Source organism: Verrucomicrobiia bacterium, assembly GCA_035629175.1.
In the GTDB taxonomy this organism is placed as follows: domain Bacteria; phylum Verrucomicrobiota; class Verrucomicrobiia; order Limisphaerales; family DASXHY01; genus DASXHY01.
The window spans coordinates 1-26992 of the sequence record DASPIL010000015.1; the positions used below are offsets into that span (position 1 = coordinate 1).

At 57.9% G+C, this 26992-nt stretch carries 29 protein-coding genes; 9 read left to right on the plus strand and 20 right to left on the minus strand.

All coding sequences use genetic code 11. The features are described from left to right. Positions 1 to 515: 515 nt before the first annotated feature. Positions 516 to 1040: a cob(I)yrinic acid a,c-diamide adenosyltransferase gene (locus VEH04_01725; GenBank protein ID HYG21470.1), complete on the plus strand. Its 525-nt coding sequence runs from the start codon at positions 516 to 518 to the stop codon at positions 1038 to 1040. A 110-nt stretch (positions 1041 to 1150) separates the two neighbouring features. Then, positions 1151 to 1384, plus strand: a complete 234-nt coding sequence (locus VEH04_01730; protein HYG21471.1) for a hypothetical protein — start codon at positions 1151 to 1153, stop codon at positions 1382 to 1384. A gap of 18 nt (positions 1385 to 1402) precedes the next feature. Here the strand turns inward: VEH04_01730 and VEH04_01735 are convergent, their stop codons facing one another. After that, positions 1403 to 2392 carry an N-acetylmuramoyl-L-alanine amidase gene (locus VEH04_01735; GenBank protein HYG21472.1) on the minus strand — a complete coding sequence of 330 codons (990 nt, stop codon included), beginning with the start codon at positions 2390 to 2392 and terminating at the stop codon, positions 1403 to 1405. Positions 2393 to 2511: 119 nt separating this feature from the next. Here VEH04_01735 and VEH04_01740 point away from each other — a divergent pair, with 119 nt between their 5' ends. The 4 genes from VEH04_01740 (at position 2512) to VEH04_01755 (ending at position 6982) form a co-directional block, all read left to right on the plus strand. After that, positions 2512 to 3804 (plus strand): citrate synthase, encoded by a 1293-nt coding sequence (locus tag VEH04_01740; protein HYG21473.1) that lies wholly within the window; start codon positions 2512 to 2514, stop codon positions 3802 to 3804. Between the two features lie 64 nt (positions 3805 to 3868). After that, positions 3869 to 5080, plus strand: a complete 1212-nt coding sequence (gene sucC / locus VEH04_01745; GenBank protein ID HYG21474.1) for an ADP-forming succinate--CoA ligase subunit beta — start codon at positions 3869 to 3871, stop codon at positions 5078 to 5080. A gap of 19 nt (positions 5081 to 5099) precedes the next feature. After that, on the plus strand, positions 5100 to 5990 hold the full coding sequence (gene sucD, locus VEH04_01750; protein ID HYG21475.1) for a succinate--CoA ligase subunit alpha: 891 nt from the start codon (positions 5100 to 5102) through the stop codon (positions 5988 to 5990). A gap of 107 nt (positions 5991 to 6097) precedes the next feature. Beyond that, positions 6098 to 6982, plus strand: a complete 885-nt coding sequence (locus VEH04_01755) for a hypothetical protein (GenBank protein HYG21476.1) — start codon at positions 6098 to 6100, stop codon at positions 6980 to 6982. A gap of 15 nt (positions 6983 to 6997) precedes the next feature. Here VEH04_01755 and VEH04_01760 read toward each other — a convergent pair whose 3' ends face one another. The 11 genes from VEH04_01760 to VEH04_01810 all read right to left on the minus strand — a co-directional run bounded on the left by VEH04_01760 (position 6998) and on the right by VEH04_01810 (position 15021). Next, a complete protein-coding gene (locus VEH04_01760; protein HYG21477.1) occupies positions 6998 to 8128 on the minus strand; it encodes a hybrid sensor histidine kinase/response regulator in 1131 nt (376 codons plus the stop codon). A gap of 208 nt (positions 8129 to 8336) precedes the next feature. After that, positions 8337 to 9410 carry a class II aldolase/adducin family protein gene (locus VEH04_01765; protein ID HYG21478.1) on the minus strand — a complete coding sequence of 358 codons (1074 nt, stop codon included), beginning with the start codon at positions 9408 to 9410 and terminating at the stop codon, positions 8337 to 8339. 37 nt (positions 9411 to 9447) lie between these two features. After that, positions 9448 to 9759 (minus strand): EutN/CcmL family microcompartment protein, encoded by a 312-nt coding sequence (locus VEH04_01770; protein ID HYG21479.1) that lies wholly within the window; start codon positions 9757 to 9759, stop codon positions 9448 to 9450. Positions 9760 to 9874: 115 nt separating this feature from the next. Continuing rightward, on the minus strand, positions 9875 to 10153 hold the full coding sequence (locus tag VEH04_01775) for a EutN/CcmL family microcompartment protein (protein HYG21480.1): 279 nt from the start codon (positions 10151 to 10153) through the stop codon (positions 9875 to 9877). Positions 10154 to 10160: 7 nt separating this feature from the next. Continuing rightward, complete coding sequence (locus VEH04_01780) at positions 10161 to 11663, minus strand: aldehyde dehydrogenase family protein (protein HYG21481.1); 1503 nt, start codon at positions 11661 to 11663, stop codon at positions 10161 to 10163. A gap of 108 nt (positions 11664 to 11771) precedes the next feature. Then, positions 11772 to 12083, minus strand: a complete 312-nt coding sequence (locus VEH04_01785) for a EutN/CcmL family microcompartment protein (protein HYG21482.1) — start codon at positions 12081 to 12083, stop codon at positions 11772 to 11774. Between the two features lie 82 nt (positions 12084 to 12165). After that, positions 12166 to 12450, minus strand: a complete 285-nt coding sequence (locus VEH04_01790) for a BMC domain-containing protein (protein ID HYG21483.1) — start codon at positions 12448 to 12450, stop codon at positions 12166 to 12168. 17 nt (positions 12451 to 12467) lie between these two features. Beyond that, positions 12468 to 13652, minus strand: coding sequence for an acetate kinase (locus VEH04_01795; protein ID HYG21484.1), 1185 nt, complete (start codon positions 13650 to 13652; stop codon positions 12468 to 12470). 60 nt (positions 13653 to 13712) lie between these two features. Further along, entirely contained in the window at positions 13713 to 13994 is a 282-nt protein-coding gene (locus tag VEH04_01800) for a BMC domain-containing protein (GenBank protein ID HYG21485.1), read from the minus strand. A 30-nt stretch (positions 13995 to 14024) separates the two neighbouring features. Next, positions 14025 to 14321, minus strand: coding sequence for a BMC domain-containing protein (locus VEH04_01805; protein ID HYG21486.1), 297 nt, complete (start codon positions 14319 to 14321; stop codon positions 14025 to 14027). Between the two features lie 22 nt (positions 14322 to 14343). Beyond that, positions 14344 to 15021 carry a phosphate propanoyltransferase gene (locus VEH04_01810; protein HYG21487.1) on the minus strand — a complete coding sequence of 226 codons (678 nt, stop codon included), beginning with the start codon at positions 15019 to 15021 and terminating at the stop codon, positions 14344 to 14346. 85 nt (positions 15022 to 15106) lie between these two features. On the opposite strand from VEH04_01810, the gene VEH04_01815 reads away from it, so the two are divergent. After that, a complete protein-coding gene (locus tag VEH04_01815; protein HYG21488.1) occupies positions 15107 to 15865 on the plus strand; it encodes a DeoR/GlpR family DNA-binding transcription regulator in 759 nt (252 codons plus the stop codon). Positions 15866 to 15902: 37 nt separating this feature from the next. On the opposite strand, the gene VEH04_01820 is transcribed toward VEH04_01815, so the two are convergent. The 8 genes from VEH04_01820 to mutY form a co-directional block, all read right to left on the minus strand. Continuing rightward, positions 15903 to 18008, minus strand: a complete 2106-nt coding sequence (locus VEH04_01820; GenBank protein ID HYG21489.1) for a M3 family metallopeptidase — start codon at positions 18006 to 18008, stop codon at positions 15903 to 15905. 193 nt (positions 18009 to 18201) lie between these two features. Next, the gene (locus VEH04_01825) at positions 18202 to 18948 is read right to left on the minus strand and encodes a nucleotidyltransferase family protein (GenBank protein ID HYG21490.1); all 747 of its coding nucleotides are present in this window, start codon (positions 18946 to 18948) and stop codon (positions 18202 to 18204) included. Positions 18949 to 19078: 130 nt separating this feature from the next. Continuing rightward, positions 19079 to 19771: a hypothetical protein gene (locus tag VEH04_01830; protein ID HYG21491.1), complete on the minus strand. Its 693-nt coding sequence runs from the start codon at positions 19769 to 19771 to the stop codon at positions 19079 to 19081. Between the two features lie 193 nt (positions 19772 to 19964). After that, positions 19965 to 20612 (minus strand): CBS domain-containing protein, encoded by a 648-nt coding sequence (locus VEH04_01835; protein HYG21492.1) that lies wholly within the window; start codon positions 20610 to 20612, stop codon positions 19965 to 19967. Positions 20613 to 20634: 22 nt separating this feature from the next. Further along, on the minus strand, positions 20635 to 21756 hold the full coding sequence (locus tag VEH04_01840) for a hypothetical protein (protein HYG21493.1): 1122 nt from the start codon (positions 21754 to 21756) through the stop codon (positions 20635 to 20637). A 220-nt stretch (positions 21757 to 21976) separates the two neighbouring features. After that, the gene (locus VEH04_01845) at positions 21977 to 22699 is read right to left on the minus strand and encodes a superoxide dismutase (GenBank protein ID HYG21494.1); all 723 of its coding nucleotides are present in this window, start codon (positions 22697 to 22699) and stop codon (positions 21977 to 21979) included. 68 nt (positions 22700 to 22767) lie between these two features. Beyond that, positions 22768 to 23535, minus strand: coding sequence for a glucose 1-dehydrogenase (locus VEH04_01850; GenBank protein ID HYG21495.1), 768 nt, complete (start codon positions 23533 to 23535; stop codon positions 22768 to 22770). An 87-nt stretch (positions 23536 to 23622) separates the two neighbouring features. Next, the gene (mutY, locus tag VEH04_01855; protein ID HYG21496.1) at positions 23623 to 24744 is read right to left on the minus strand and encodes an A/G-specific adenine glycosylase; all 1122 of its coding nucleotides are present in this window, start codon (positions 24742 to 24744) and stop codon (positions 23623 to 23625) included. 102 nt (positions 24745 to 24846) lie between these two features. Between mutY and rnhC the strand changes: the two genes are divergently transcribed. Next, the gene (gene rnhC / locus VEH04_01860; protein HYG21497.1) at positions 24847 to 25824 is read left to right on the plus strand and encodes a ribonuclease HIII; all 978 of its coding nucleotides are present in this window, start codon (positions 24847 to 24849) and stop codon (positions 25822 to 25824) included. 38 nt (positions 25825 to 25862) lie between these two features. Beyond that, entirely contained in the window at positions 25863 to 26657 is a 795-nt protein-coding gene (locus VEH04_01865) for an NIPSNAP family protein (GenBank protein ID HYG21498.1), read from the plus strand. Positions 26658 to 26992 lie beyond the last annotated feature (335 nt).

The window sequence follows — 26992 nt, forward strand, 5'->3', positions numbered from 1 at the left end:
TTGACAATTGCTTCTGAAGCTTCGCAACAAACCTCTGGCGCTCCGGGTCAGTCGCCAATAAAACTCCAAATCGCTTCACACCTTGTGCAGCCGCTTGATACTTCACACCGACTTCCCTCACCACTTCCGCCAAACGCATCCGTGCCGGACTGCCACATACATCGATGCGTGGCGCCCCGCCCCGCATCTCACCCAAGCGATCCGCGAATGTCAACTCTTTAGACGCGACCCCATTCTTCCCACGCATCAACTCTTTAGACGCGACTCCATTCTTCCCACGCATTCGGATCTTTACTGTCCTTGCACTCTGAACTTCCTAAATCGCCTTGCTTATAAAAACCGCCATTGCACGTCATTCCGTCGCAATCCTGATCTTCTATGAACGCGCTACCTGTGGTGCAATCTCCTGGATCCAACGGTACCCAACGGCCGCTTACAAGTGCATATTCCCTCTTCTTCCGATTATAAAGGTTTTCTGACTTTCGGCTCGAGAAGGTGTCCGCTAGCGTCTGATCGTGAGCATCGTCACGAAAACCGGGGACCAGGGAACGACGGCGCTGATGTACGGACGGCGCGTTCCCAAGACGCATCCACGCGTCGAAGCGTATGGGGCTGTTGACGAACTCAACGCGGCGCTCGGCCTGGCGCGGGCTTCGACGACACAGGACTTCCTGCGGGACAACCTTGTTTCCATCCAGAAGGAACTTGTAACGCTCATGGGCGAACTGGCGACTGCGACGGAAGATTTGGATCGCTACGCGAAGGAGGGATATCCGCAGGTGACGTACGAAATGATTATGCGTTTGGAGGAAACGGTGAAGGCGATCGAGGCGCAGAAGGTTTCGTTCAAGGGTTGGGCTACGCCCGGGGCCAATGTATCGGCGGCGACCCTGGATGTGGCGCGTACGGTTTGCCGCCGCGCCGAACGTCACGTCTGCGGGCTGCCTGCTGGTGACGTGAAAAATCCGCACATTGTAATTTACCTGAATCGTCTCGCCGACTTGCTGTGGCTTTTCGCCCGCTGGGCCGAGCCTCGGTGAAGGTGGGAGAGATGGCAAACAGTAAGTGGCAAATGGCAGCTGACATTACCTGCCAACCACCAAAAATTTGCCTTTCGCGGTGGGGTGACCTAGCTTCGCCGCCATCGCGTATGAATTCCAAGCTGCTCCTGAAAACCGTGTTCATGATCGCCATCTTGTCGTTGTTGGTGCTCATGGGGATGAACAATCGTCAGACAGTGCGGCTCTCCTTGCCGCCGCTCGTGCCGAAAACCCAGCACCTTCCCGCAGCCCTCATGTACTTCGGATTTTTCGCGATCGGGGTGGTCACCGGAACCGTCCTGACAGCAGGCGGAAAAAAAGGCGGCAAGAGCAAATCCGATTAGGCGCCGCCCGTCGCGAGCTCAGCGTTCCACGGATTTGCGGTAGGCAATGATGCCATCGGCAATCGCGCGCGCCATTTGCTTGCGATAAGCAGGATCTGCAATTCGTTTCCCCTCCGACGGGTTCGAAAGGAAACCGCCCTCCACCAGCACCGAGGGCATGGTGGCATTTTGCAACACCTTGAACCGCGCCCTTTTCACACCGCGATCGGTCACCGAGAGGCGACGCACCATCGAGCCATGAACGTTGTATGCCAGTAGAATGTTCTGGTCGTTATTGCGATTTCCAGCCAGCCATCGCGTGTCGCCCTTCGCGCCCGAATTCGACGAATACGCGCCTGAGGGCGTGAGGCAATAGACTTCAACTCCCTTTACGGCGGGCGAAGCGGGGAATGCGTTGAAGTGCAGGCTGACAAACACATCCGCGCGGCGTTGCCTGGCAATTTCCGCGCGCGGACCGAGATCCAGAAATACGTCGGAATTGCGTGTCATGATGACTTCAAAACCCGCCTGTATCAGATACGTGCGCACCTCGCGCGCAAGCAGCAGCGTGTATTGTTTTTCGTAGCGCGAGCCGACACGAAAACCCGGATCCTTCCCTCCGTGGCCGGCATCGAGGCAAATCTTGCGAACGCGAACACCGGCAGGTTCCTTTGCAGGTGAAAGGAGCGGATTGAGCGTCTCGGAAATATCGAGTTGCGAAACGTATGCCTTGCCCTTCTGCACATGTACGGGAAAGGCCAGCAGCACGTTGACGCCATTGAACTTCATGGGACTGCGATCCTTCCGCGGATCAACGGAGAAGACGAGCCGCGTGGTGCCTTTGCTGAGTTCGACGGTGCGCTGCGCTGGATGGGAACGAACGGTGAAGCCGCGCTGTTTCGCCCACGCGTCCACAGAGACAAACCTGGGACTGACGGCCGCTCGTCGCGAGGCGGTGGCGGCGAAGGTGGGCGGTTCGAACACGACCATTGCCAGCAATGCAACGAGCAGGCTGGCAAAGATTCTCATGCTGGCGAATCTGCATTTGCATGAAAGTTATTTCAAGAGAATTGGCGTTTGTGATTGCGGGGTTTTGCCTCATCTCCTATTTATTTGGGCCATACGTATCAGAAGGAAGTTGACTATCTATGGACACTACTGCGGAACTGAAAATTGATGGCAAAGTCATTCAACTCCCGACGCTTAAAGGGACGGAGGATGAACGCGCCATTGATGTCTCCGCACTGCGCAGCGAAACCGGCTACATCACTCTCGACGACGGCTACGGCAACACAGGCTCTTGCAAGAGTGAGATCACTTTCATTGACGGTGAAAAGGGCATCCTGCGATACCGCGGAATTCCCATTGAGGAACTTGCAGAGAAATCGACGTTTATCGAGGTCGCGCATCTGCTGATCTTCGGCAATCTGCCAACGAGCAACGAGCTGCGGCGGTTCTCGGAATTGCTCACCGACAACGAATTGCTTCATGAAAACATGAAGCACCACTTCCAGGGCTTTCCTGCGACGGCACATCCGATGGCGATCCTGTCGTCGATGATCAATGCCGCGAGCTGTTTTTATCCCGAGTTGCTGCATTCGGATACGATGCGCAGCCATTTCGAAGTGGAGACGGCGCGGTTGCTGTCGCAGGTGCGGACGATTGCGGCATTTGCGTTCCGCCAATCGCGCGGGCTTCCGATCATCTACCCGAAACCCGAACTCAAGTACACGGCCAATTTCCTGCACATGATGTTCTCGCTTCCGAATCAGGATTATCACCTGAGTCCGGAGGTGGTGAAGGCATTGGATCTGATTTTCCTGCTGCATGCGGATCACGAGCAGAACTGCTCAACAGCCACCGTGCGCATGGTGGCTTCGAGCAAGGCGAACCTTTTTGCCAGCGCTGCCGCGGGAGTCTGCGCGCTTTGGGGACCGCTGCACGGCGGCGCGAACCAGGCTGTGCTCGAAATGCTCGAAGACATTCATCAGTCCGGCGATGACGGTTCCAAGTTCATCACGGCGGCCAAGGACAAGAACAGCGGCAAGCGTTTGATGGGTTTCGGTCACCGTGTTTACAAGAACTACGACCCGCGCGCCAAAATCATCAAGCAGGCGTGCGACGAAGTTCTCGCCAAGCTGAAGGTCAACGATCCGCTTCTCGACATCGCGAAGAAGCTGGAAGAGGCCGCGTTGCGGGAGCCGTATTTCGTCGAGCGCAAGCTGTATCCGAACGTTGATTTCTACAGCGGCATCATCATGCGCGCATTGGGAATCCCGCTTGAAATGTTCACCGTCATTTTCGCCATCGGCCGCATGCCGGGTTGGATTGCCAACTACAAGGAAGTGATGGAGGACAAGTCCGGGCGCATCTACCGCCCGCGGCAGGTGTACATGGGTCCGCCCCTGAATCACTACACATCCATCAAGGACCGCAAATAGGAACGGTGGCGCAGGCCATTGTTCAGACCGGGACGGCATGAAGCCGTCCCTGAATTTTTAGGTTATGAATATTCACGAATACCAGGCCAGACAACTGCTGAGCCAGTTCGGCGTCGCTTTTCCCCCCGGGGATGTCTGCGACAAGGCGGAGACGGCTCGCGCGATCGCCACAAAGTTGTTTGCCGAAGGCGCGAAAATGGTGGTGGTGAAATCACAGGTCCATTCCGGCGGCCGCGGCAAAGGCACGTTCAAGAACGGATTCAAAGGCGGCGTCAAACTTTGCAAGACGGCCGATGAAGTTTTCGAGATGGCGAGCGCCATGCTTGGCAATGTTCTCGTCACCAAGCAGACCGGCGCGGAAGGCCGCCTCGTCAGCAAGTTGCTCGTCGCCCACGCGCCTGACATTCAAAAGGAACTTTACCTCGCGGTGCTGCTCGACCGCGCCAATTCCCGCCCGCTGATCATGGTCAGCACCGAAGGCGGAATGGACATCGAAGAGGTCGCGGAAAAAACGCCCGAGAAAATCGTCAAGGAATACATCGATCCCGCAGTCGGCCTTTACGCCTACCAGGCGCGCAAACTGGCCACAGGGCTCGGCCTTACGGGCGACCTTATCCGACAGGCCGCGAAGTTGATTTCCGGCATCTTCAAAACCTGGTGGGAATGCGACGCGTCGCTCGTTGAAATTAATCCGCTGTGCATCTGCAAAGACAACAGCGGCAAGCCGGTCCTGTATGCGGTCGATGCCAAAATCGGATTCGATGACAACGCGCTGTATCGCCACGCGAACATTCAGGCCATGCGCGATTTGGGCGAGGAAGCGCCGCTTGAAATCGAAGCCAGCAAGTTCAGCCTGAATTACATCAAGCTCGACGGCAACATCGCGTGCCTTGTAAATGGCGCGGGCCTCGCCATGGCAACCATGGATATCATTCAGCATTTTGGCGGGATGCCGGCGAACTTCCTGGATGTGGGCGGCGGCGCGAGCAAGGAACAGGTTACGGCCGCGTTCAAGATCATCCTGCAGGACCCCAATGTGAAAGGCATCCTGGTGAACATCTTCGGCGGGATCATGGATTGCAACGTCATCGCAACAGGCATTGTTGCCGCGGTGAAGGAAACCGGATTGAAACTTCCCCTCGTGGTTCGTCTCGAGGGAAATAACGTGCAGGCGGGAAAGAAAACGCTTTCTGAATCCGGGCTTGAGTTGATTACAGGCGACACCATGGCTGACGCCGCAAAAAAGGTCGTCGGCGCAGTGAAGGCGGCGCGTTAGAGTTGGAAGGAATTTTGTTATGGCAATTCTCATTACCCCGCAGACGAAGGTGCTCGTCCAGGGAATCACGGGCAGCTTCGGCGCCCGGCACGCGCAACTGTCGCTGGCCTACGGCACGCAGATCGTTGCGGGCGTCACCCCTGGAAAAGGCGGCCAAAGTTTCGAAAACAAGGTGCCGATCTTCGACACGGTGTCACAGGCTGTGAAGCAGACCGGTGCGACGGCATCGGCCATTTTTGTCCCGCCGCCCTTCGCCGCAGACGCGATTCTTGAAGGCATTGACGCTGGACTGGACCTGGTTGTTTGCATCACGGAAGGCATTCCCGTTCGCGACATGGTGAAGGTGAAGCGCGCGATGGAAGGAAAGAAAACGCGGCTTATCGGTCCGAACTGCCCTGGCGTCGTCACGCCGGGTGAGGGCAAGGATTCGCACGGCGGCTGCCGCATTGGCATTTCGCCGGGTTACATCCACAAGAAGGGAAATATCGGCGTTGTTTCCCGCTCGGGAACCTTGACCTACGAAGCCGTGTGGCAGCTCACGTGCCGCGGTGTTGGCCAGTCCACCTGCGTTGGAATCGGCGGCGATCCTGTCAACGGCACGTCACATCTCGATGTCATCAAGATGTTCAACGACGATCCCGAAACCCATGGCATCATCATGATCGGCGAAATCGGCGGGAGCGCGGAAGAAGAGGCTGCAGATTGGATTCGGCAGCATTGTAAAAAACCTGTGGCGGGGTTTATCGCAGGGACCACAGCGCCGCCGGGACGCCGCATGGGGCACGCCGGTGCAATCGTCAGCGGAGGCAAGGGAACCGCAGCGGCGAAGATTGCTGCGTTCAAGGAAGCTGGAATCGGGATTGCCGTTACCCCTTCGGAAATGGCGGACACGCTGTTGAAGATGATGTGACCCAACCCGCCTGGCGCGGCGTTCACACCTGCAAACGCAGCGGGCTGGCTCAATGATATGACGCCGCCTGATTTCTTCCTGAGCATCTCCCGATGCTGCGCGACACGATGAACGCCGTTGATTTCATCCTGAACGTCGTCGGCATCCTGCTTTGGTTGGGCTGGCGCGCGATGGGGGCCGACCTTCTGGCAGGCGCGACGCCCGCAACCCTTGCGGGAACGGTGAGGCGCACCAAGCCGAGGAACTTTCAGCGTGGCCAATTCGTTTTCTTTCTCGCGATTCTGCTTCTTGTCCGCGCATTGCTTTATGTGGCGATCGGCCCGGCCCTCAATTGGGTCCCCAAGCTCGACCTTGGCGTCATCCATTTGCCATTCCGATCTCACGCCTTCCCGGAGCAGCTCGTATTTTCATTTTTGAGCTTTGCGCGCGCGCTTGTGATCTTCCACTTCTGGCTCATGATCCTCGCTGCCATCAATAGTCGCGTTGCGAATCCCGATCCTGTTCATCGTCTGATCCTCCTCCAGCTCGGACGCGCAGCAATGCTGCCGACATGGTTGCAATTGATCCTGCCTGTGTTTGCTGTCGCGCTGCTCTGGTTGTGCGCGCTGCCCCTGGTGACTCGAATGGAAATGGTTCCGTGGCCGTCGTCACGATTCAACCTTGCTCTGCAATGCGGCCTCGTCGGCGCGTGCCTCTACCTGAGCCTTGCGGCCTTGGTTCCGCTGTTCCTGCTGCTGCACTGGATCTCCAGCTACGTCTACCTGGGATCGAGCCGAATGTGGGATTTCATTTCGACCACGTCGATAAACCTGTTGCGGCCGCTTGCTGGATTGCGAATAGGACGGCTGGATCTTGCGCCGCTCGCCGGAATCGTGATCGTCCTGGCCATCGGGAATATGCTGGCGATCGTTCGCTGGATCGCGGGATGGCGGTGGTTTTCAGGAAGCGGATTCAGCAGGTTTATCGAGCAGATGATTCTCTGGCCTCGTTGATCGCGCGCTACGGCTCTACTGCGGCGTGCCTTTTGGCAATTTGACGGTGACGGTGGTGCCCGATCCCAATTCGCTTTGAATGGCAAGCGTTCCGCCGTGAAGTTCCGTCAACCGCTTGCAAATCGTGAGCCCTAGACCCAAGCCCTGCTGCTCGTGCATCTTGCGATCAAACTGCATGTAGGCGCCAACCTTGTTGATGTGTTCGGTGGAAAGTCCGCGTCCACGGTCTGCCACTGTCAGCACCACGTGCGCGTCAGATTCCGCCAGCGTCACGCGCACCGTCGATCCCTGCTGTGAAAACTTCAGCGCGTTCTGGACAAGTTCGCCCACAATCTTCCCGAGATATTCCTCTGACATCGGAACAGGGACTTCTGCGAGGTTCATCAAAACGTCATCGGGACGATTAGCCGTGTATGCCTGATCCTGAACCTGCTGTTCAATCAATGCAGTGGGCGATGCGGTTTGCTTGCGCAAGAGAGATTGCAATTTCTGGGGGTCAGTGCCGAGCAGTTCGAGCTGCGCAAAAATAAGGAAGTTTTCAACGAGATGTTCCAGCCGCTTTCCGGATTGGTAGATGACCTGGCCCATCTCGGAAATTTCCTGCGCCTGCAGCGTCGCCGCATCAGAAGTCAGGATTTCTCCATAGGCAAGAATTCCGTTCAGCGGAGTGCGCAACTCGTGCGGCAGCATCATGCTGATGTTTTCGCGCAGGTCAGCGAGCTTCTTTTCCGCCTCCTGGCGCACCACGTTCACCTTTTTCAGGCGCACGTCCACGGCGGCATACAGTGCTTCGATGGTGAAAGGTTTCGGGAGATAGTCGTCGGCGCCCAATTCCATCCCGTGCCGCATGCCTGCCTGGTCCGCCAGGCCTGTCATCAGGATGAACGGAATCGATGCCGTGGCAGGCTCGGCGCGGAGGGCGGATAAAGTCCGATACCCGTCGATTTTGTCCATATTGACGTCGCAAAGGATGAGATCGGGAAGTTCCCTCTTGGCGGCTTCAATCCCGGTTTCACCATTTTCGGCTTCGATTACCTCAAAACCGTTTTGGCGCAGCGCAAGATTGATCATTTCCCTGAGCCACTCCTCGTCGTCGATAACCAATATCTTTCGCATGCCGCTGATGAGCGTCTTATCGCAGATCACAGTCTGTCTATCAACTGGCAAAAATTGAGTCACTGGCAATTCACTTCCGCGCACGGGAGCCAAACAGCAATGGCTGTGCCCGGATAGAGGATTGGCGCTGCAAGTTCGCTGAGGAAAACAACTTCTGCCCGTCACATTCGAACAGAAATCGCCGGAAACAGCGAAAAGATGATGAATCCTAGCGGCGGGTGAATCCAATCGAGGAGTATTACTTCAACTGGCTGAGAATCTGGTCGGTGATGGCACGGACCATGGCTTCGGCGTCAGGATCGCACCCTGAAACTGGGGGAGCCGCGTCGCGCGTCGGAACCTGGCACGCCACGCCGGGGCGCCATTCCGCGTTGTCGCACAGCTCGCATTCTTTGAGATTGTAGCGCGGGTCCACGTAGCCAAGGCTTTGCTTGATCTTCAACAGGTCCTGCAGCTGCGTGCTCGTGAACGTATTCGGCGTGCGGCCAAGCTGCGCCGTCACCAGCAGCGTCCGGCAATACGCCTCGATGATTTCCATCCGCCAATACGCTTCCTCAATATTGTTGTGCGACCACGTCACCACGCCGTGGTTCGCCATCAGAATCGTGTTGTGCTTGTCGACGAGATCCGCGACGAGCTTGCCCATTTCTGGAGTGCCGGGCGTGCGATACGGCGCAATCGCGACGCTGGCGAACACCTCGTACTCGGGAATCATGCAGGTCGGCGGCACAACTCCCGCCACAGCAAATCCTGTTGCGTAAGGCGGATGGCAATGACACGTCGCGACGGCTTTCGGCTGGCGCTTCATGATCTGCAGATGCATCAGGATCTCGCTGGTGCGTTTCTTCGATCCGCACAACTGGTTTCCCTCGAAATCCACGAGGCACATGTCTTCGGGCTTCAGCGAACCCTTGCTCACGAGCGTGGGAGTGCAGATCGCGATGTCTTCGCCAACGCGAACGGCCATATTGCCGCCGTTGCCATCAACGTAGGCGCGCTGCCACAATCTGCGGCCCATTTCACAAATCTGCTCCTTCAAGCCATGCGCGTACGCCGAATTGAAGAAAGCCTCGAGCTCGGCTTTCGAACTCCTGGAGTTCAGCACTTTTGCCGGCGCCTCAGCTTTGGCTGATGAGCCGTTCACAGCTGCCGCTGGCGCAGAAGCGGTCGCACCGTTGCCGCGTTTCATTTCCTGGTCGCGCAAAAAGTCGCGCGCCGATGGCGTGAGAATCACGTTCTCAGGCAGCGCCTGGATGTTGCGGCCTTCTTGAACCATCTGTTCCAAATCTCGAACACTGATCACCTGTTTCATTCAATTCATCTTCCTCGAAGCGCCTGTTGAACCCGCGCTACGCCTGGGGTTTAAATGGGCTGTAAAAAATCTCGTCCACCAGCGCCGCGTCAATTGCATCGATGGGCGTTGGCTGATGGAACGGCGCGGTTGCCTCGGCGCCTTCGATGATCCCGATCGTCTGCCCCACGCCGCCACCGAGATCATCGTAAACCACGAGCGTCGGTTCACTGCTCATCCCGGCAGGCGTTTCCGTGCCACGCTGGTAATGCTCGCGGTTGAACGGGCTGACGATCAGCCAGCGGCCGCCTTCAAGCGCCGGAACGGTGACGCTCAGGGTGACGCGGCCAATGACAGTGCAGAGTCTCATTGCATTTATGATTTTTGATTTATGATGGATGATTTCGATCTGTCCGATGAGATCCAACTGCGGACCTGACTCAAATCATAGATCATAAATCGTAAATCATTTATGCTTTGGCCCATCACACAGGCACTCCGGGTTCCTTCTCATCCACAATCCCAACCACCATCCAGCGCGCCGGGCTCTTGCTGTCGCCCACGGTTTTCCGAGTCGCGGCGCCGTCTGACGAAAGAATCACCCGTTGATGCATTCCCGCGCCGTGCGGATCGATGGCCACCTGCGGCACACCTTCAGGCTCGCCCTGGTTGTTGATCGGCTGGCAAATGACGAGCCGCCATCCCTCGAAGCTCGGATGCTTCCGGGTTGCAACCACATTGCCTTCAACGCGGGCTAGCAACATGGGCTTTCTAGTAAATCCTCAGGTTATCCACCATTACGCACCGCCTGACACGTGTGAACGTTTTCGGGTTCGTAATGCCTTCACCCGTCGGCGTTGCGATCGAGAAGCTGAGGTAGCCTTCGCCACCCAACCCCAGGCCGGCAGGCGAGGCGCCGTTCTTCACGAACAAGGTCGTGTCCAACGCGCGTGCCATTGCGGTCATGTGCTCCACGTCGTGCGAGTGAATGATGCTCGTGTGCTTGTAATTGTGCTCAGCCTGCAGCGATCGTTCGATCCCTTCCTCGACGCTCTTGACGCGGACCACGGGGACCATCGGCATCATCTGCTCTTCCTGGACGAACAAATGGTTTGCTTCGGTTTCCGCGAAGAGCATCTGCGTGCCGGCTGGAACCTCGATCCCTGCCGCTTTCGCGAGCACCGTGGCGTCCTTTCCAATCAAATCGCGATTCACAGAAGCGTGGCCGCAGCCTCCGCCCTGCCCTTCCTTGATCGTGAAGGCGGCCTTCGTCAGGCGGTCCAACTGCGGTGAGTTCAACTTCACGGCCCCGTTCTCGGACATCCGCTGCATCAGCTTGTCTGCAACGCTGTCGAGCACGAACACTTCCTTCTCACCGATGCAGAGCAGGTTGTTGTCGAACGACGCGCCTTCAATGATGGCTTTCGCCGCGCGTGTCGGGCAGCAGGTGTCATCGACAAGAACCGGCGGATTGCCCGGACCCGCGCAGATGGCGCGCTTGCCTGATTGCATCGCCGCTTTCACAACCCCGGGGCCGCCCGTGACGCACAACAACCGCACAACTTCGTTTTCGCAAAGGGCCTTGAAGGATTCGAGCGTCGGCGTCTCGATGATCGTGATCAGGTTCTGGATTCCTGTTTCGCGTTCGATCGCCTTGTTGTATTCGCGAACGGCCAGCGCGGCGCATTTTGCGGCGCCGGGATGCGCATTGAAAACAACAGCATTCCCTGCGGCCACAATGTTAACGATGTTTCCGCTCAGCGTGGGAATCGAATGCGTGGAAGGCGTGATCGCCGCGACAACACCAAACGGGGTGTATTCCTCGAGGGTGATGCCATGATCGCCGCTGCGCGCGTCGGGACGCAGCCATTCGACGCCTGGGACGAGCTTGATGATCTGCAGCTTGGCAATCTTGTGATCGAGGCGCCCAATCTTCGTCTCCTCAAGCTCGATGCGGCCCCACTCGGCGGCATTTTTTTCAGCGAGCGTTTTGACGATCTCAACCACCTTCGCGCGCGCCGCCATGCCTTTCCGTTGCAATTGCGAAAAGCCGTGCTGGGCGGCAGCGCAAGCTTCGTTGGCATCGGCGAACACGCCATGCTTGCCCGCGCCTGTGCTGATGCTTCCGCCGCTCGCGAGATTGACGCGCTTGTCGCCGCAGCCGCAACCATTGCTGGCCGGCGCAGGCGCATTTCGCTGGGGCGATGCCGCCCCATTCAATCGTCCCAGCACTTCTGCCACAACATCCCGAATCAAAGTCTCGTTCACATTCATAACGTTCTACCCGCGAATGGGGTCGAATTGCGCCCGCTCATCCTTCAACAAGAGATGTGGTCCTGAATTGGTGTTCATTCGTGTTAATTCGTGGTTCAGCGCCGCGGCTCACGATTTAGCGCTGAAGATTTGTTTTCCGAACACATCGACTGTGTCCACGATCCCGATGATCACGGCGTCAACAGGCGCCTCTTTCATTCCCGGGGCAAGGCGGGCGGAACTGCCCTGGCAGAAGAGAACCATCTCGCCGATTCCCGCGCCGACACTGTCCACCGCCACGACGGTGTTCGTGCCGCCCTTGAATTTCGTGGGATCCTTGTCATCCACCAACTGCGGGCGCAGGAGCAGGAGCTTTCGCCCGCTCATTGCGGGATCCTTCTTCGTGGCGACCACGGCACCTTCGACTTTGGCGAGGAACATAGGATTACGAGTTGCGGTCAGGAGTGTGGCGCTGGATTTCTCACTGCAAGCGTGCGGGCGAACTTCCAGCGCCTGGCCTGGGCTACTTCCGCTTCGGCAGCACGGCTTCGACTTCCGCGTGCGGACGGGCGATGACATGGACGCTGACGACCTCGCCCTTGATGGCCTTGATCGCCTGCGCGCCAGCATCGACAGCAGCCTTCACTGCGGCGACGTCGCCAACGACGACAGCGGTGACGAGCGCGTTGCCGACCTGCGTCATGGGGCCCGCGAGTTCAACGTTTGCTGCCTTGAGCATAGCGTCGGTGCCTTCGACGAGCGCGACGAGTCCGCGCGTTTCGATCATTCCAATTGCTTGATGTGCCATAATTCAGTTGATGGATGTTAATTGTTCTCCAGAAATCGTTTCACTTCACGCGCCACAACGAGCTCCTCGTTCGTGGGAATCACGATGATTTTGACACGCGAAGTGGGCGCGCTGATGACAGCTTCCTCCGCCCGGGCGGCGTTGTTCTTTTCGATGTCGAGCTCGATGCCGAGCTGATCCAGCCTGGCGCAAATGGCGGCGCGGATCTCAGGGCGGTTCTCGCCGATGCCCGCGGTGAACACAAGCGCGTCGGCGCCGTTCAATTCAAAAAAGTAGCTTCCTATCCAATGGCGCGCGCTTCCAACGAAGACATCGATTGCCATTTGCGCCGCCGCATTCCCGCGTGCAGCTGCTTCCTGGACTTCCCGGATGTCATTCGACACTCCACTGAGTCCCTTCAATCCGGATTCCTTCGACAACTGTCGCTGTGCTTCGTCGATGGAAAGTCCAAGCGCTTTCACGGCGTAGGGAATAGCCTCGGCATCCAGATCGCCCACGCGATTGTTCTGCGGCAATCCTGATTGCGGGCTCATGCCCATGCTCGTTCCAATCGCGGCGCCATTCAGAATTCCCGTCACGCTGGAACTGCCGCCCAAGTGGCAGGAAATCACGCGAAAAGGCTCGGATTCCAACTGCGTGCCGCCGTCGTTGACGTAAAGCCGCCGTACGCGTTCGGCCACGTCGTTGCGCCCGAGCATTTCTGCGGAGCGTTCGGCAATGAACTTGTGGCTGGCGCCATGGAAACCGAAACGGCGAATTCCAGCATCATGCCACGCGGCAGGGACTGCGTAGCGCATCATCGCGGCCGGGGCGAACTGATAGAACGCCGTTTCGAAAAGGCCGACCAGCGGCGTTTGCGGCATTCGTTGAGCGAAGAGGCGGATGCCATTGATGTACGGCGGATTATGTGCGGGAGCGAGGCCGTTATAATCCGCCATCGCCTTGAGCACGCGATCATCAAGACGCACACAACCCGTGACATCCTTTGCGAGCACCGTCTTGAAGCCGACCGCCGCAAGGTCGTCTTCGTTTTCGATGAAGCCCGTCTTCTTCAATTCCCTGAGGCAATCTTCAATCGCGGCCGGATAATCAGTGACCCGCTCGATGCCGCCCTTATGCACCAGGCGTTCGGGGCTGCTCGAGAAATCGAACAGCCGCCATTTGAGCGACGTCGAGCCGATGTTGGCCACGAGGATCTTCACGCGACGAATGTCAAGGCTGCCAGTGCGCCAGAATTCCGCGCACGTACGGTCCTCAACGCCTCATTGCTGCAACCACTTGCCGAGCCCTGCGAGGCCTTCGTGCGGCCGCGGGATCACTTGCACGCTGACCACTGAGCCAACCTGCGCAGCCGCTGCAGCGCCTGCGTCGGTGGCGGCCTTCACGGCTGCGACGTCGCCGCGGAAAAATCCCGTGACATAGCCGCTGCCGATTTTCTCCCAGCCAGTGAGCGTGACGTTGGCGGACTTGAGGGCCGCATCAGCGGCTTCGAGCAAGGCACACAGGCCTTTGCATTCGATCATTCCAATTGCTTGTTGAGCCATAAAATTATGTAGGTGGATTGCTGGAGGTGCTTACTTCTTTGCCGCGGCCGCGCCATTGTCGCCGATGAATGCGGCGAGCAGGTCATCGTGCGGACGGGCGAGAATGTGGGAACTGACGAGTTCGCCGACCTTCGCCGCCGCCTTGGAACCCGCGTCCACAGCGGCTTTCACGCTGCCGACGTCTCCCCTGCAGAGAACGGTGATCAGTCCGCCGCCGATGGGAATGGTTTTGACGAGACTGACGTTGGCGGCTTTCACCATCGCATCACTGGCTTCGATGCTGCCGACGTAGCCCTTGGTTTCGATCATGCCTAGTGCTTCGCTCATAGAATATGTGTGGTTAACGGAATTATTTGATCAGCTCTACCGGCGTGTCCGGTTGCAGGTTGCACGCGTTGCCTTCGTCGGTGTCGATATGCACCTCCAGCTTGAAACTCTTGTCGACGCGGCAAAGCATCTTGTCCAGCGTGATGGCGCACGGGCCGCCAATCTTCAGTTTCATTTCGTCGCCCGCCTTGACGCCGTAAAAGTTCGCATCGTCGGGAGACATATGCACGTGCCGCAACGCGCGGATGACGCCTTCCTGCATTTCAAAAAATCCTTCCGGACCCATCAGCATGCAGCCGAGGGTGCCCTTGATGTCGCCCGAGCTGCGCAGCGGGAGGTCGAATCCAAGCGCGATGCCGTCGGTATAGGAAAGCTCCACCTGATTCAACGTTCGGCAGGGTCCAAGAATGCGCAGGTTGGAAATGACCCGGCTGCGCGGCCCAATCAACGTGAGCGTCTCCTTCGCGGCGAACTGCCCGTCCTGGTAGAGCCATTTGTGAACGGTGAGTTGATGGCCCTTGCCGAACAGCAGTTCGACGGCTTCCTGCGTCAGATGACAGTGCCGAGCACTAATGTTCACCAACAACGGATTGGGCGCGGTCGCGGTGGCCGGAAGCGGCTTGCCAAGCCGCCGATAAACCGCCTGCCGAACCAGATGTTCCACTGCCGACCGATGCAACGTTGGGCTGGGTGCCGCCATAACAATGGCCGAACTCTGCCAAGTTTCGTCACGGAGTCAACAAAAATGTTGCAATATCTTCCAATTTCTACCAACATCTTGATCGATGCAGGCTGAAGAACGTCAAAAGAGGATCGAAAACTACCTTACAAAAGTGGAGTTTGCGTCGCTGGAGGAATTGGCAAACCACGTAGACGCCTCAGTATCAACGGTTCGAAGAGATTTAACGATTCTGGAAGCTACTGGAAGCCTCAAACGCACTCACGGTGGAGCCCGACTGCTCACACCGTCGACGGATGAGTTTGCGTTTTCAGCGCGGGATACACAACAACTCTCGGAGAAGGAAGCAATTGGAAAAGCCTGCGCGGCTCTCGTCCAACCCAACCAAAGCGTGATCATCGACGCCGGCACGACCGTGTATCACGCCGCCCGTTATCTCGAGGAAAAGACACCGCACATCATCACCAATTCCCTGCCCGTCGCGAATCTCTTCGCCGCATCGATCCGCCTCGAGGTGGTGCTTTCCGGCGGTGTGATTTATCCACGACTTGGCGTCTTGGTGGGACCACTCGCGGTCGACGCATTCACACGGATTCACGCCGACGTCGCGATCATGAGCGGCGGCGGGATTGCGTTGGAAGGGATCAGCAACTCGCACGGTTTGTTGATCGACATCCAGCGCGCCATGATCAATGCCGCGCAGAAAGTCATCTTCTGTTTCGACCACACAAAGTTTGGCCGTCAGTCCGTGCTCGCGTTGTGCGGCCTCGAGTGCATAGACACGATCGTGACGGACAAGGCCGCGCCGATGGAACTCGTCGAACAATTCCGTGCGCGTGACATCGAAGTTGTCGTAGCGCCCTGAACTCTCAAATTTGAAATCCCAAATCCGAGATTTCCGCCTATTGCATTCCGATATGCTTGAAGAACGGTTCCAGCGAACGGGGCCGGCCGAGGAATTTCTCAATCGAAATGTTCACGTCGCGTGAATCGCCGGGTTCATAAATCTCACGGCGCAGGCGCATTCCGATTTCCTTGTCGTGATATCCGTTCGGCGCCTTCTCAAACACTGTTGCCATGTCCGCAGAGATCGCGTCGGCCCACGCGTAACCATAATATCCCGCGCTATAGCCAATGATGTGCCCGAAATACGTGACAAACGCGGTGTCGGACGGCATCGGCAAAAAGACTTCGCTCAGCTTCTGATTGGAAAGGGCGAGCGCCTGCCCCGCGTTATCCTTGGTGATCTGCGTGTGCAACGTCAGGTCCATCAAGCCGAACGACAACTGACGGCGATAGCGTGTCCCTTCCGTGGCAAGGCGCGCTTCCTTCAGTTTCGCCAGAACTTCTTCAGGAATTTTTTTCGTGGGATCCCGATAATCGGCTGCGAAGCTGTCCAACACCTTCTTGTCCCACACCCAGTATTCAAGCATCTGCGAAGGGGCCTCCACGAAATCACGCGGCACGCTTGTTCCGGAAAACCGCGTGTACTTGGCACGCGTCAGGATCGAATGCATCGCATGCCCAAACTCGTGGAAAAGCGTCTCAACGTCACTGTGCGAGAGCAGTGATGGGCGGTCCGCGGTGGGCGCTGGAAAATTACAGACGAGCGCGACCGTTGGCCGCTGATAGGTGCCATCCCGAAGCTCCTTGCCGTCGATGATCCCGAACTGCGCAAAGTGATTGTATTTTCCTTCGCGCGGAAACATATCGAGGTAGAACATGCCCATGGGCTCGCCCGTTTTTTCGTCGAGCACGGCATACAACTGCAGTCCGTCTACCCATTTATAGGGCGCGTCGATCGCCTGGAACTTCAGGCCGAAGATGCTTTGGTAGATGGCAAACATGCCATCAAGCACGCGCTGGTATGGAAAATAAGCGCGGAGCTGTTCGACATCGACGTTGTAACGTTCCTTCTTCAACTGGTTGCTGAAATATCGCCAGTCCCAAACTTCAACGCGTGCATTGCTATCTCCAGTCTCCTTGACCTTCAATTTTTGATATTCCGCAAGCTCGGCTGCGAACTTTGGCTGCAGGCCTGCGATCAGCCGCTCTTCGAACGCTATGGCAGTGGCGGCGTTCTTGACCATCTTCACTTCCGTCCCGTAATCCGCCCAGTGCGCGTAGCCAAGGCGGCGGGCGATGTCGTGGCGCAGCGGCAGGATCTTCTCAAGCAGCGGCAGGTTCTCCTCGCGAGCAAGGTTGCTCTGTTCGACGAGCAAGCGCTTGCGCGTCTCCTCTCGGCGCGCATTGTCCATGACGGAAATGTAGTGCCACGTCACGTTGGCCAGGACGCTGTATTGGTCATCGCCGGTTTTGATTTGCGTCAGGAAATCTTCAGGAACGCCCTCGAGTTCAGCCTTCGTGAACACCAGCACCTTCTTTGCCTTGGTGATGTTGTTTTGGTAATCCGTTGAAAGCCCCGTCAGCTGTTTTCGCAACGCTTCCACTTCGTCCCTTTCAACCTTGGACAGGTGCAACCCGGCGCGCTTGTAGTCGCGCATGGTTTCCGTCAGCAACTTCGCATCTTCGCCCGCGAGCTTCGGCTGCGTGTCTGCAAAACCCTTCACCACCCGATACACGTCCTCCCGATACTCCAGCCCAACCATCCACGATTCGAATTCCTTGATTGCCGCGGTTGCCGCGTCCCGAAGTGCGGCGTTCGTGCTCGTCTGTTCAATCACCGAAAGGCGGTTGGCCACGCCTACAACCTGGTGCACAAGGTCGTCGATCGCGCGCACTGTGTTGTCGAAGGTTGCAGATGCCGGCGGGATGGCGCCAACGCGATCCAACGTTGAATTGCCAAGGGCGATCGCATTCGAAACGGATCCCTGGATTTGCGCCGCGCTGGTTTCAAATGTGGGCAGCGCGATGCGCGAATTGAATTTTGCAGCGCGCTCCTGGACCTGCTCGAGCGTGAGGGAGGATTTGCTGCCGTGCTGGGGCGGAGAGGTGCAGGCTGACATGATGAGAGAAACGACCGCAATAATGAACAGGTTGCGACGCATAAATAAGTGTGATGGAACGTTAGTGCAGGATGCTAAATGCCGTGGCGCAGACTTCCAAGTCTGCTGTATCGCCCGTCCGCCGTAGCAGTTATTGCGGAGGGTGGACAGGTTTCCCAACCTGCACGGCGCCGGTCGCGCCCAGCCGGCTTGGACGCACGGCGATACAGCAGGTTCGGAGACCTGCGCCACGCGTTTATTTCTTTGCGAAGATTTTATTCGCTTCCTCGAGGGTTTCCTTCGATCCGATGTCATACCAGATTCCGGGAACCTTCCAGGTGTAGACCGGCGTTCGCGAATAGAGCCATTGCACGAGGCGGCCCGGTTGATCAGGGTTGTTTCCCTCAGCGATGTATTTGTCAATCATCGGGATCACGCTCTTTGGGTAATAATAGAGCGCGATGCCTGTCAGAGTGCTCGTGGGGTTCTTCGGCTTCTCCTCGAAAAACGTGATTCGCCCCTGGTCATCGAGCGTGATCGAGTTGTATTTCTTGATCTGCTCGAGGTCGCCGACGTCATAAAGCGCCAGCACGGGAGCATTCTTCTCGCGGCATACGCGCCCGAACCCTTCCAGGTTTTCGCTGAACAGGTTGTCCCCTGCCACGACGATGAGGTCGTCATTCACATTGTGCGTCTTGAGCACGTAATGAATATCGCCAATCGCGCCGAGCTTGTTGGTATCGTCGGTCGACCCATCGTTGACGATGGTAAAATTGAGATGGGAGCGGGTGGCGCGGTACTCATCGGACCACTTTTGGAAATGCCCGGCGAACTTGGCATTTGTCACGACATAGATGCGATCGATCCCGCCCACGGCCGACAGATTGTCGAGCACGTATTCGATCATCGGTTTCCCTGCGACGGGCAGGAGCGGCTTGGGTTGGGTGAGCGTAAGGGGATACAGCCGCGTTGCATATCCAGCGGCGAGAATAATGACTTTCATCGTTGGCAAAATCGTGTGTTAACAAACGCGTGAAACGCGGACACTATTGCTGGCAGTGCCCGCGTGCGTCAACAGATACGAACAAAACAAACCTGCCAGGAATATGGGGTGAATTGCGCGCCAATCACCCTCAGGCTGGCGGCTGTTCCATCACGAATTCTCCCAATTCCGTCCTCAGTTCCGAAGACAACGCCACGCCATTCGTCAGCACCCTCACGCCGTCGAACTGGCGCAGCTGTTGCAGCCACGGAACCCATCCCGCATTGGCCAATTCTTCGAGCGGCACTGCGGCGGGGCGCTGAAACAGTATCGCCAAAAGCCTGGCACATCCGTCCATGTCGGCCTGCCGGAGCCGCCGGGCCTGGGCGGCAATTTTGAAAGAGCCGAAAAAAAGCCGCGGCCCGCTCAGCAGGATGTCTGCGATCATGTTGGCCGACGCTCCTGAATGAATGAGCATCATCGCCAGCGCGCCTGTCGGTCCCGTGTGATACGCCAGCCCTGGAACAGTCTTGTAATCATCCGCCGGGTAATCGCCCCAATGAAACGGATCCGTTCGAAAATATTGAAACACCAACAAACCCGTGAACACTGCGCTGCAAACCAAACGGGCCTCGTGGGAGAGGCTGAGCCTTTTGCGAAACAACAATTCCGATGCAGCGGAGACGCCCTTCGATCCGCCGTAAATTACTGCATAAGTCAGCCAGAAGGTCAGAAACAGGACGATCAAGCCTGCGATGAGCATGAACAGGGAGAGCCCTGAGTTCTGCAGGACCAATTGCGACTTTTCCCGTGCAATCCACCGTTTTAACGCGTCCTCAAGCATCTTGGCGAAGTTCGTTCCAGCTGCGTGCCATTGAACCCGTCGCGCGCACCTGCATCAAGCCCCTTGCAGGAGGAAAACGGCCGAAGTTTGTAACTGCTCGGCCGGATGCAACGGCGCGCGAACTTCAAGCATTCCGCATCCCGTGTTTCCCAACCTGCTCTGCAAGCACGATCTTCGATGAAGGCCGCGCGGATTAGAACCGGATCACGTTCAGCACGCGATGACCCGAACTCCACAGATCTTCGAGGAACCGTTCCGTCGCGGCACCCGTGACGCGCACCACGCAGACAGGCAGGCCATCCTGCTCCGAGGTGGTCAGGCTCAAGACGCGCAACTTCCGCCTCGCAGCTTCGCCGCAGATGTAATCGAAAATGTTTTCGCCGGCGGAAACATCGAACGTGACACGAGCGCCACCTTGCAAGGTTGGAAAGATACTGACGAACGCCCGAAAGATATCGGACTCCGTGATGATGCCGGCCAGTTTGCCATCACGCAAAACTGGCAGTGCGCCCACTTTCTTTTCAGCCATCACGGCAGCAGCCTGTTCGATGGGAGCGTCAGGCGTCGTCGTTTGGAGGTCCCTGGCCATCACCTGGCCTGCGTTGCCTGGCGCAGCGCCGGACCGGGCGGCGATTACTGCAAAGGGATTAACGTCCGACGGAAACGCGTGGAGGATATCCTTGGCGGACACCAGTCCAACCAGGCGCTCACCCGCCTGGCCGGGTTCAGTTACGAGCACGCGCCGAATGCGCTTCTCAGCCATCAGGGCTGCCACTTCGTTCAGCGGCATTTCCGGCCGAACCGTCACCACGTCCCGAACCATCCACATGCTGACGATCATAAAGGCAGGACCTTGGGTTTGTTCATGCGGACGCTGTGCGCCCCAGTTCATTCAGCAGGCCATGCAGGAAAACGACGTTGTCGCTCTGCACGTAATGCATGCGGCCGCCCATGCGATCGAAGCTCTTGCAGAATCGCAGGTAGTAGGCGGGATTCGATTTCGGCGGTTCACCCTGCGACCAGTCCCATCCCCCGCCCTCCTGGACATCCACCACGAAAAATGAATGGCCCTGCACGATGGGCCGATTTGAATGCAGCCGCAGATTGTTGACGCAGCTCAGGCTTTTCTCAAACACCTGCGGCGCCATGATTGCCGAACCGACGGAAAGCACGACGCCGTTGTCGAGGCCTTCAACGGAAGCGCCGAAGAGCCGGAAATCCATTGCTGCCGCCCGCCCAATAACCGCTCCATTAAACATGGGATGATTCGAAATGATGTCGTACCCGATCCCGGGATGCACCGTGACGGGAACGTTTCGTCGAAAGGCTTCGGCGAGAATGGCGCTGCTTTTCCAGGGGTGCGCGACGGCGATGCGGCCAGATGGCAAACGATGAAGGTGCATCGCCTGCAAAAGATCCGCACGCGCTGGAGCAAGCGGGTGCAGAGGCTCGGCGCGCAGGCTGGCTTCCAGTTCACTGATTGCCGGAAGCGTGACCCCATCTTCTTCGATGAAGCGTCCGAGGCTGCGGCCATACCCTTCCTGACGCAACGCGCCTGCAAGCAGCGCAAGGTGAATGTTGCGCCCGGTTTCATCCCAGGTCCCGAACGTTCCAGTCACCACGTTCTTCCGAACGCTTTCCTCGGTGCGTCCCAGAAAGGAAAGTTCCCAGTCGTGAATCGTTCCCGCGCCATTAGTCGCAAGGTGCGTGATCCAGCCTTCGCGCAGCAGCGCATTCACGATAAGAAGCGCGCCGTTTTTGACCAGGTGCGCGCCATACATCAGGATCACGCTCGCATTCTGATCGCGCGCTTTTCTGATGCGATCAGCACAAGCGCGAATGTGCTGCGCCACATTCGGCGGACACGCGGCAGGCCGCGTCGCGGGATCAACCAGGATTTTTTCGACGGAACTGAGGCTCTCGCGGCGTGCCAACGGGAAAACCGTGACGCGCGTCAGGTCAAGCGGTTCAGGAAACGGGTTCATGGACGTGCCCATGTAGCACGAATTAATTCCGCGAACACGTTTTTTCCTCAAACGGGACAATTCGAAACATCTGAGCTACGTAGCGCAACCACCAAGTCTGCTGTGTCGGGGGTCCTTCGCAGCATCACTGTGGAGCGCGGATAGGTTTTCTAACCTGCATCGCGCTGGTTACGCCCGGCCGGCTTGGAAGCCGGCGATACAGCAGGTTCGGAGACCTGTGCTACGCGCGCTTCGAAAATCGTTCGGCAACGAAATCCCAATTGACCACGTTCCACCACGCACTCAGGTAATCCGCGCGTTTGTTCTGATACTTGAGATAATAGGCGTGTTCCCACACATCAACGCCGAGCAACGGCTGCGCGCCAGTCGAAAGCGGTGTGTCCTGGTTCGGAGTTCCCAGAATTGCCAGTTTCCCGTCCTGTAAAACAAGCCATGCCCAGCCGCTGCCGAACACCTTCGTTGCCGCTTCGTTGAACTTCGTTTTGAAATCCGAGAAGTTTCCAAAACCGGATTCGATCGCCTTCGCGAGTTCACCGCGCGGTTCCCCGCCGCCATTCTTCTTCATCATCTGCCAGAAGAGCGAATGGTTGTAGTGACCGCCGCCGTTGTTGCGAACGGCGGTGCGCACGCTTTCCGGCAGCGAATTGAGATTCTGAATCAGCTCTTCAATCGAACGGGAGCCTCCCGCCTGGGAATCGGCCAATGCTTTGTTGAGATTCGAAACGTAAGCCGCATGGTGGCGGCCGTGGTGAATCTGCATCGTCTGGGCATCAATGTGAGGCTCCAATGCGTCTTCCGCATATGGAAGCTTCGGAAGCGTGAACGGGCTGCTTGCACCGGGAGCGTTGCCGGCGGAAGCGGCGTGAGTGACGATGTGCGGCGTGGCTGCAGCCGCAATCACGGCAACCGCAGTCGTCCGGATGGCGTGTCTTCGTGTCATCATAGCATTTCCATTGGGTTGTTGTTCACTGTGCTGTTCCGCGAACAGACGCGGAAGCAGCCAAGGTTGTTTCAATACTTTGTGACCTGCTGCGTCAGCCCGCCATCGACGTAATACGTGCTGCCTGTCACGTAATCGGATTCGCTGCTCGCCAGGAAAACCGCGACGGCAGCCACCTCCTCTGGCCGGCCAAAACGGCCCCACGGAATTTCGCTGATCGCGTTTTCCTTCTCCTGCGGATTATCCAGTACCTTCTGGTTGATCGGGGTCGCGATCGCGCCCGGCGCGATATTGTTTACGTTGATGCGATGCTCCGCCAGTTCCATTGCCAGGTTGCGCATCATCATTCGGATGCCACCCTTGGACGCGCAGTAGGAGGTGTAACCTACAAACGGAATGTCCTCGTGAACGGAAGAGATGAAGATCAGTTTCCCGCCCGGCCCCTGCTTGACCATCTGGCGGGCAGCAACCTGGCTCACGAGGTATGATCCAAAGAGGTTCACCGAGATCACCTTGTTCCATTCCTCATCCGTGGCTTCAAGGAATGGCTTTTGAATCTCAATCCCCGCGTTGTTCACCACAATATCAATGCGTCCAAGCCGCTGAACGATGTCGTTCACCATGCCTTCAACCTGTTCGCGATTGTCCACGCTTGCGGGAGCGAGGAATGAATCAGGACTCGTGCGGCGCGCTTCATCGAGGACCGGTTTGCCGTCGTTTCCTCCCGGCCGCGTATTGATCGCAACCTTTGCGCCTTCGCGGGCAAACCGCAGCGCAATGGCTTTACCAATGCCGCTGGCAGCGCCCGTGACGAGTGCGACTTTATCTTTGAGTTGCATGGGTGACTGAGCTTTCAGCGTTGACCAGCACGGACAGAAAGTCATGTGGGTGTTCACCCCCACGCGGCGGCGTGTGCCCCGCTCCAATCACGCCGCACGCTGCATCAGCTTGACGATCCGCCGATGGGCGCTTGTGAATGCGAGCTCATCCAGCTGCTCCAGGGTTTTCCAGGTGCCAGCCACTCGCCCGCTCTTTGCGTTCCAACACGTCACATACGCATCGAGTGTGATTCGATAACGCGTGATGGAGTGGCGAATCGTGCAGAGGCTGGCGACCTGTTCGGGAACAAAGCCCAGGAGTCCGCGGCCCGCGCTATGAACATCCGCCGAACCCTGTTCGAGCTCCACGTTTGGAAATTCCCACAGGTGCGCGTTCACGACTCCTGCCGGGCGCTGGCGGACGAGAACGTGATTTCGCTTTCGAACGACAAACGCAGCGAAGCGGCGCGGCGTTATGCGCATACGCTCGCCAAGGTTTGGCAACTCATGCACACGTGACGTCCGCAACGCGAGGCAACGATGCCGCAGGGGGCAATCATCGCAACGCGGCGTTCTCGGAGTGCAGATCAACGCCCCTAATTCCATCAGCGACTGATTGAACGCAGACACCGGATGCAATTTGCCGCGTTTCGTCTCAGCGCTGCCGGCGGCCGCAACCAACAGTGCCGCCAGGTCCCAGAGCCTCGCATTGGTTTGCTTCTCCCGGGGATCCTCGCCAATGGCGAACAGGCGTGTCAGGACCCGAACGACATTGCCATCCAGGATTGGCCTCGGGTGCTGGAATGCGATGCTGCAGATTGCGCCCGCCGTGTAGCGCCCAATCCCGGGCAATTCGAGAACATCATCGAACTTGCGTGGGAAAACCCCTCCGTGCCTGGCCATCACGACTTGCGCCGCCTTCTGCATGTTCCGCACGCGCGTGTAGTATCCAAGCCCCTCCCAAAGCTTGTGAACCCGGTCGGGGTTGGCCGCGGCGAGCGACTGCACGTCAGGCAGATCGCGCATCCATCGCTCCCAATACGGAATGACCGTTTTCACCTGCGTCTGCTGCAGCATGATTTCCGAAACCCAAATGGCGTAAGGATCGCGCGTGCGCCGCCACGGGAGGTCACGGGCGGTGCGCCCGAACCATTCCAGCTGGAGCGACACGATCTCGCCCGCCGCAGGTCCGGGTGCGATCGGGTCACTCTGATGTTTGCGGCGCGACATGAACGAAAGCTACAGGTGCGGGACGATGCAGCTCAAGTTTCGTAGCGCAGTTTCGCAAATTCTTGATGACCTTTGGATTTCGTCAGCATTACCTTGCGTGCGTTGAAACCGCTGACTTCCTACACGTGCAAGCTCACTGACGCTCAAGCGGCGTCGCTGCGGGAGCATCTCGTTGAGAACAGTTATCGCTTCCGCGACGTGCCTTACGCGCGCTTTGCCGCCGAGAAGGACAAGTTGAATGCGGTGTTCTACGAAAGCGGCAAGCTGGTGCTGCAAGGCAAGGGAACGCAGGAATTCATCGAGTTCGTCCTCGAACCCGAAATCCTCAAGGAAGCGCGTCTCGGCTACGAATCCGTGTTGAACCCTGAACTGCTCCTGCCGCGGTTCGGCGTCGACGAAAGCGGCAAGGGCGATTTCTTCGGGCCGTTGTGCGTCGCGGGAGTCTACGTGAACGAAACGGTGATCAAGGCGTGGGCCGACGCCGGCGTGCGCGATTCAAAAAACATTTCCAGCGACAAGCGCATCCGGGAGCTGGCCGAACTCATCCGCGAAACTCCCGGCTGCGTCACGGCCGTGGTCCCGATCGGGAACGAGGCTTACAATCGGCTCTACAAAACCATGCGCAGCGTCAACGCAATGCTCGCGTGGGGTCACGCGCGGGTGATCGAAAACCTCATGGGCCAGAAACACCGGATGAACCCTCCGCCCGTCCGCGCGATCAGCGATCAATTCGCGTCTAGCAAGGAAGTCGTGGCGAAGGCTCTGATGTCGCTGGGCCGCGAACTGGAACTTGTGCAAAAGCACAAGGCCGAAGAGGACATCGCAGTGGCTGCGGCTTCGATTCTCGCGCGCCACGAATTCGTTTCCCGATTGGCCGCGCTCGAAAAGCAGTTTGAAATCAAGCTGCCAAAAGGCGCGTCGGCAGCGGTTGATGCGGCAGCGAAAGAATTCATCGAACGGCACGGCGTCGAGAAGCTTCCCGCCGTCTCAAAGATGCATTTCCGCACGGCGCTGCGCGCGCAAGGCTTGCCTGAGCCGCCCAAGACACCGTGGAAGCGCTCCAGCGGATCCAGTTCCTGAACCGTAACCTGCACCACAAAATCAACCTCTTGAATCGCATGTTCAGCATCAAAACCGTGCCCCTTGTTTTCGCCGCTGCGCTCCTCACGCTTGCAGGATGCGCGACGCCAAATGCCTCATCCTCACGCGCCGAACGCTCCCAGTTTTATGAGCTGCGCGTTTACTCGACGCATTCGGAGGGCCAACAGAAACGGATCAGTGATCATTGGCAAAACGCCGCGATCCCAGCCTACAACCGCATCGGGGTTCAATCGATTGGTGTCTTCACCGAACACCAGGACTCACCCACAAACCACGTTTACGTCCTGCTGCCCTTCGACTCGGCGGAACAGTTCGCGATTGCGCAGGAAAAGCTGCTGGCGGATGCAACGTATCAGCAGGCAGCGGCGGATTATGCGAACCTTCCGAAAGAACAGGCCGCTTTCGACAAGCTGGAATCGTCACTGCTCATTGCGTTCAAGGGAATGCCCAGGATGGCGTCCTTGCCTGCGACAGGCGACCGTTCAGCGTGGGTGTTCGAACTGCGGACGTACTTCAGCCCGAGCGAAAGCCGTGGATGGAACAAGATCAAGATGTTCAATGATGGCGAGATCAAGGTGATGCAGGATGTCGGCCTGGCGCCCCTGTTCTTCGGGCAGAACCTGACGGGTACACAACTCCCTGCGCTGACTTACATGACGTGCGGCGAAACCCTGGAGGAACATCAGAAACATTGGCGCGCGTTTGGATCCGCGCCCGGCTGGAATGCGCTGAAGAACGACCCGCAATACAAGGACAACATGACTGGAATGTCGCGGGTGATTCTGAAGCGAACAGCAGCGTCGCAGCTGTGACGCCCTGCCATTCAGGGTAGCGTCAGGCATCCCTGCCTGACGTAGAGGGCGTGCATCCTTGCCGCCCGGAAAGAATCGTGGAATGCGACGCACGCTCGCCTTTGCTCATCGCGCTTCTCCGTGCCTGAGGTTCCTCCCACCGGGCTGGAAGCCCGGCTTTACGGCAGGCAGGATGCCTGCCGCCACACGCTTTTCGATAGGGGTAGGAGCGAGGGATTAACCTCGCCCCTCCCTCCAAACCGGACGGGCGGATTTCCCGCATCCGGCTTTCCGTTTAGTGGTTCCTGTCCGGAGTTGGCTCGCTTCGGCTCGGGCTGTGGCCAGGGAGATCAGCC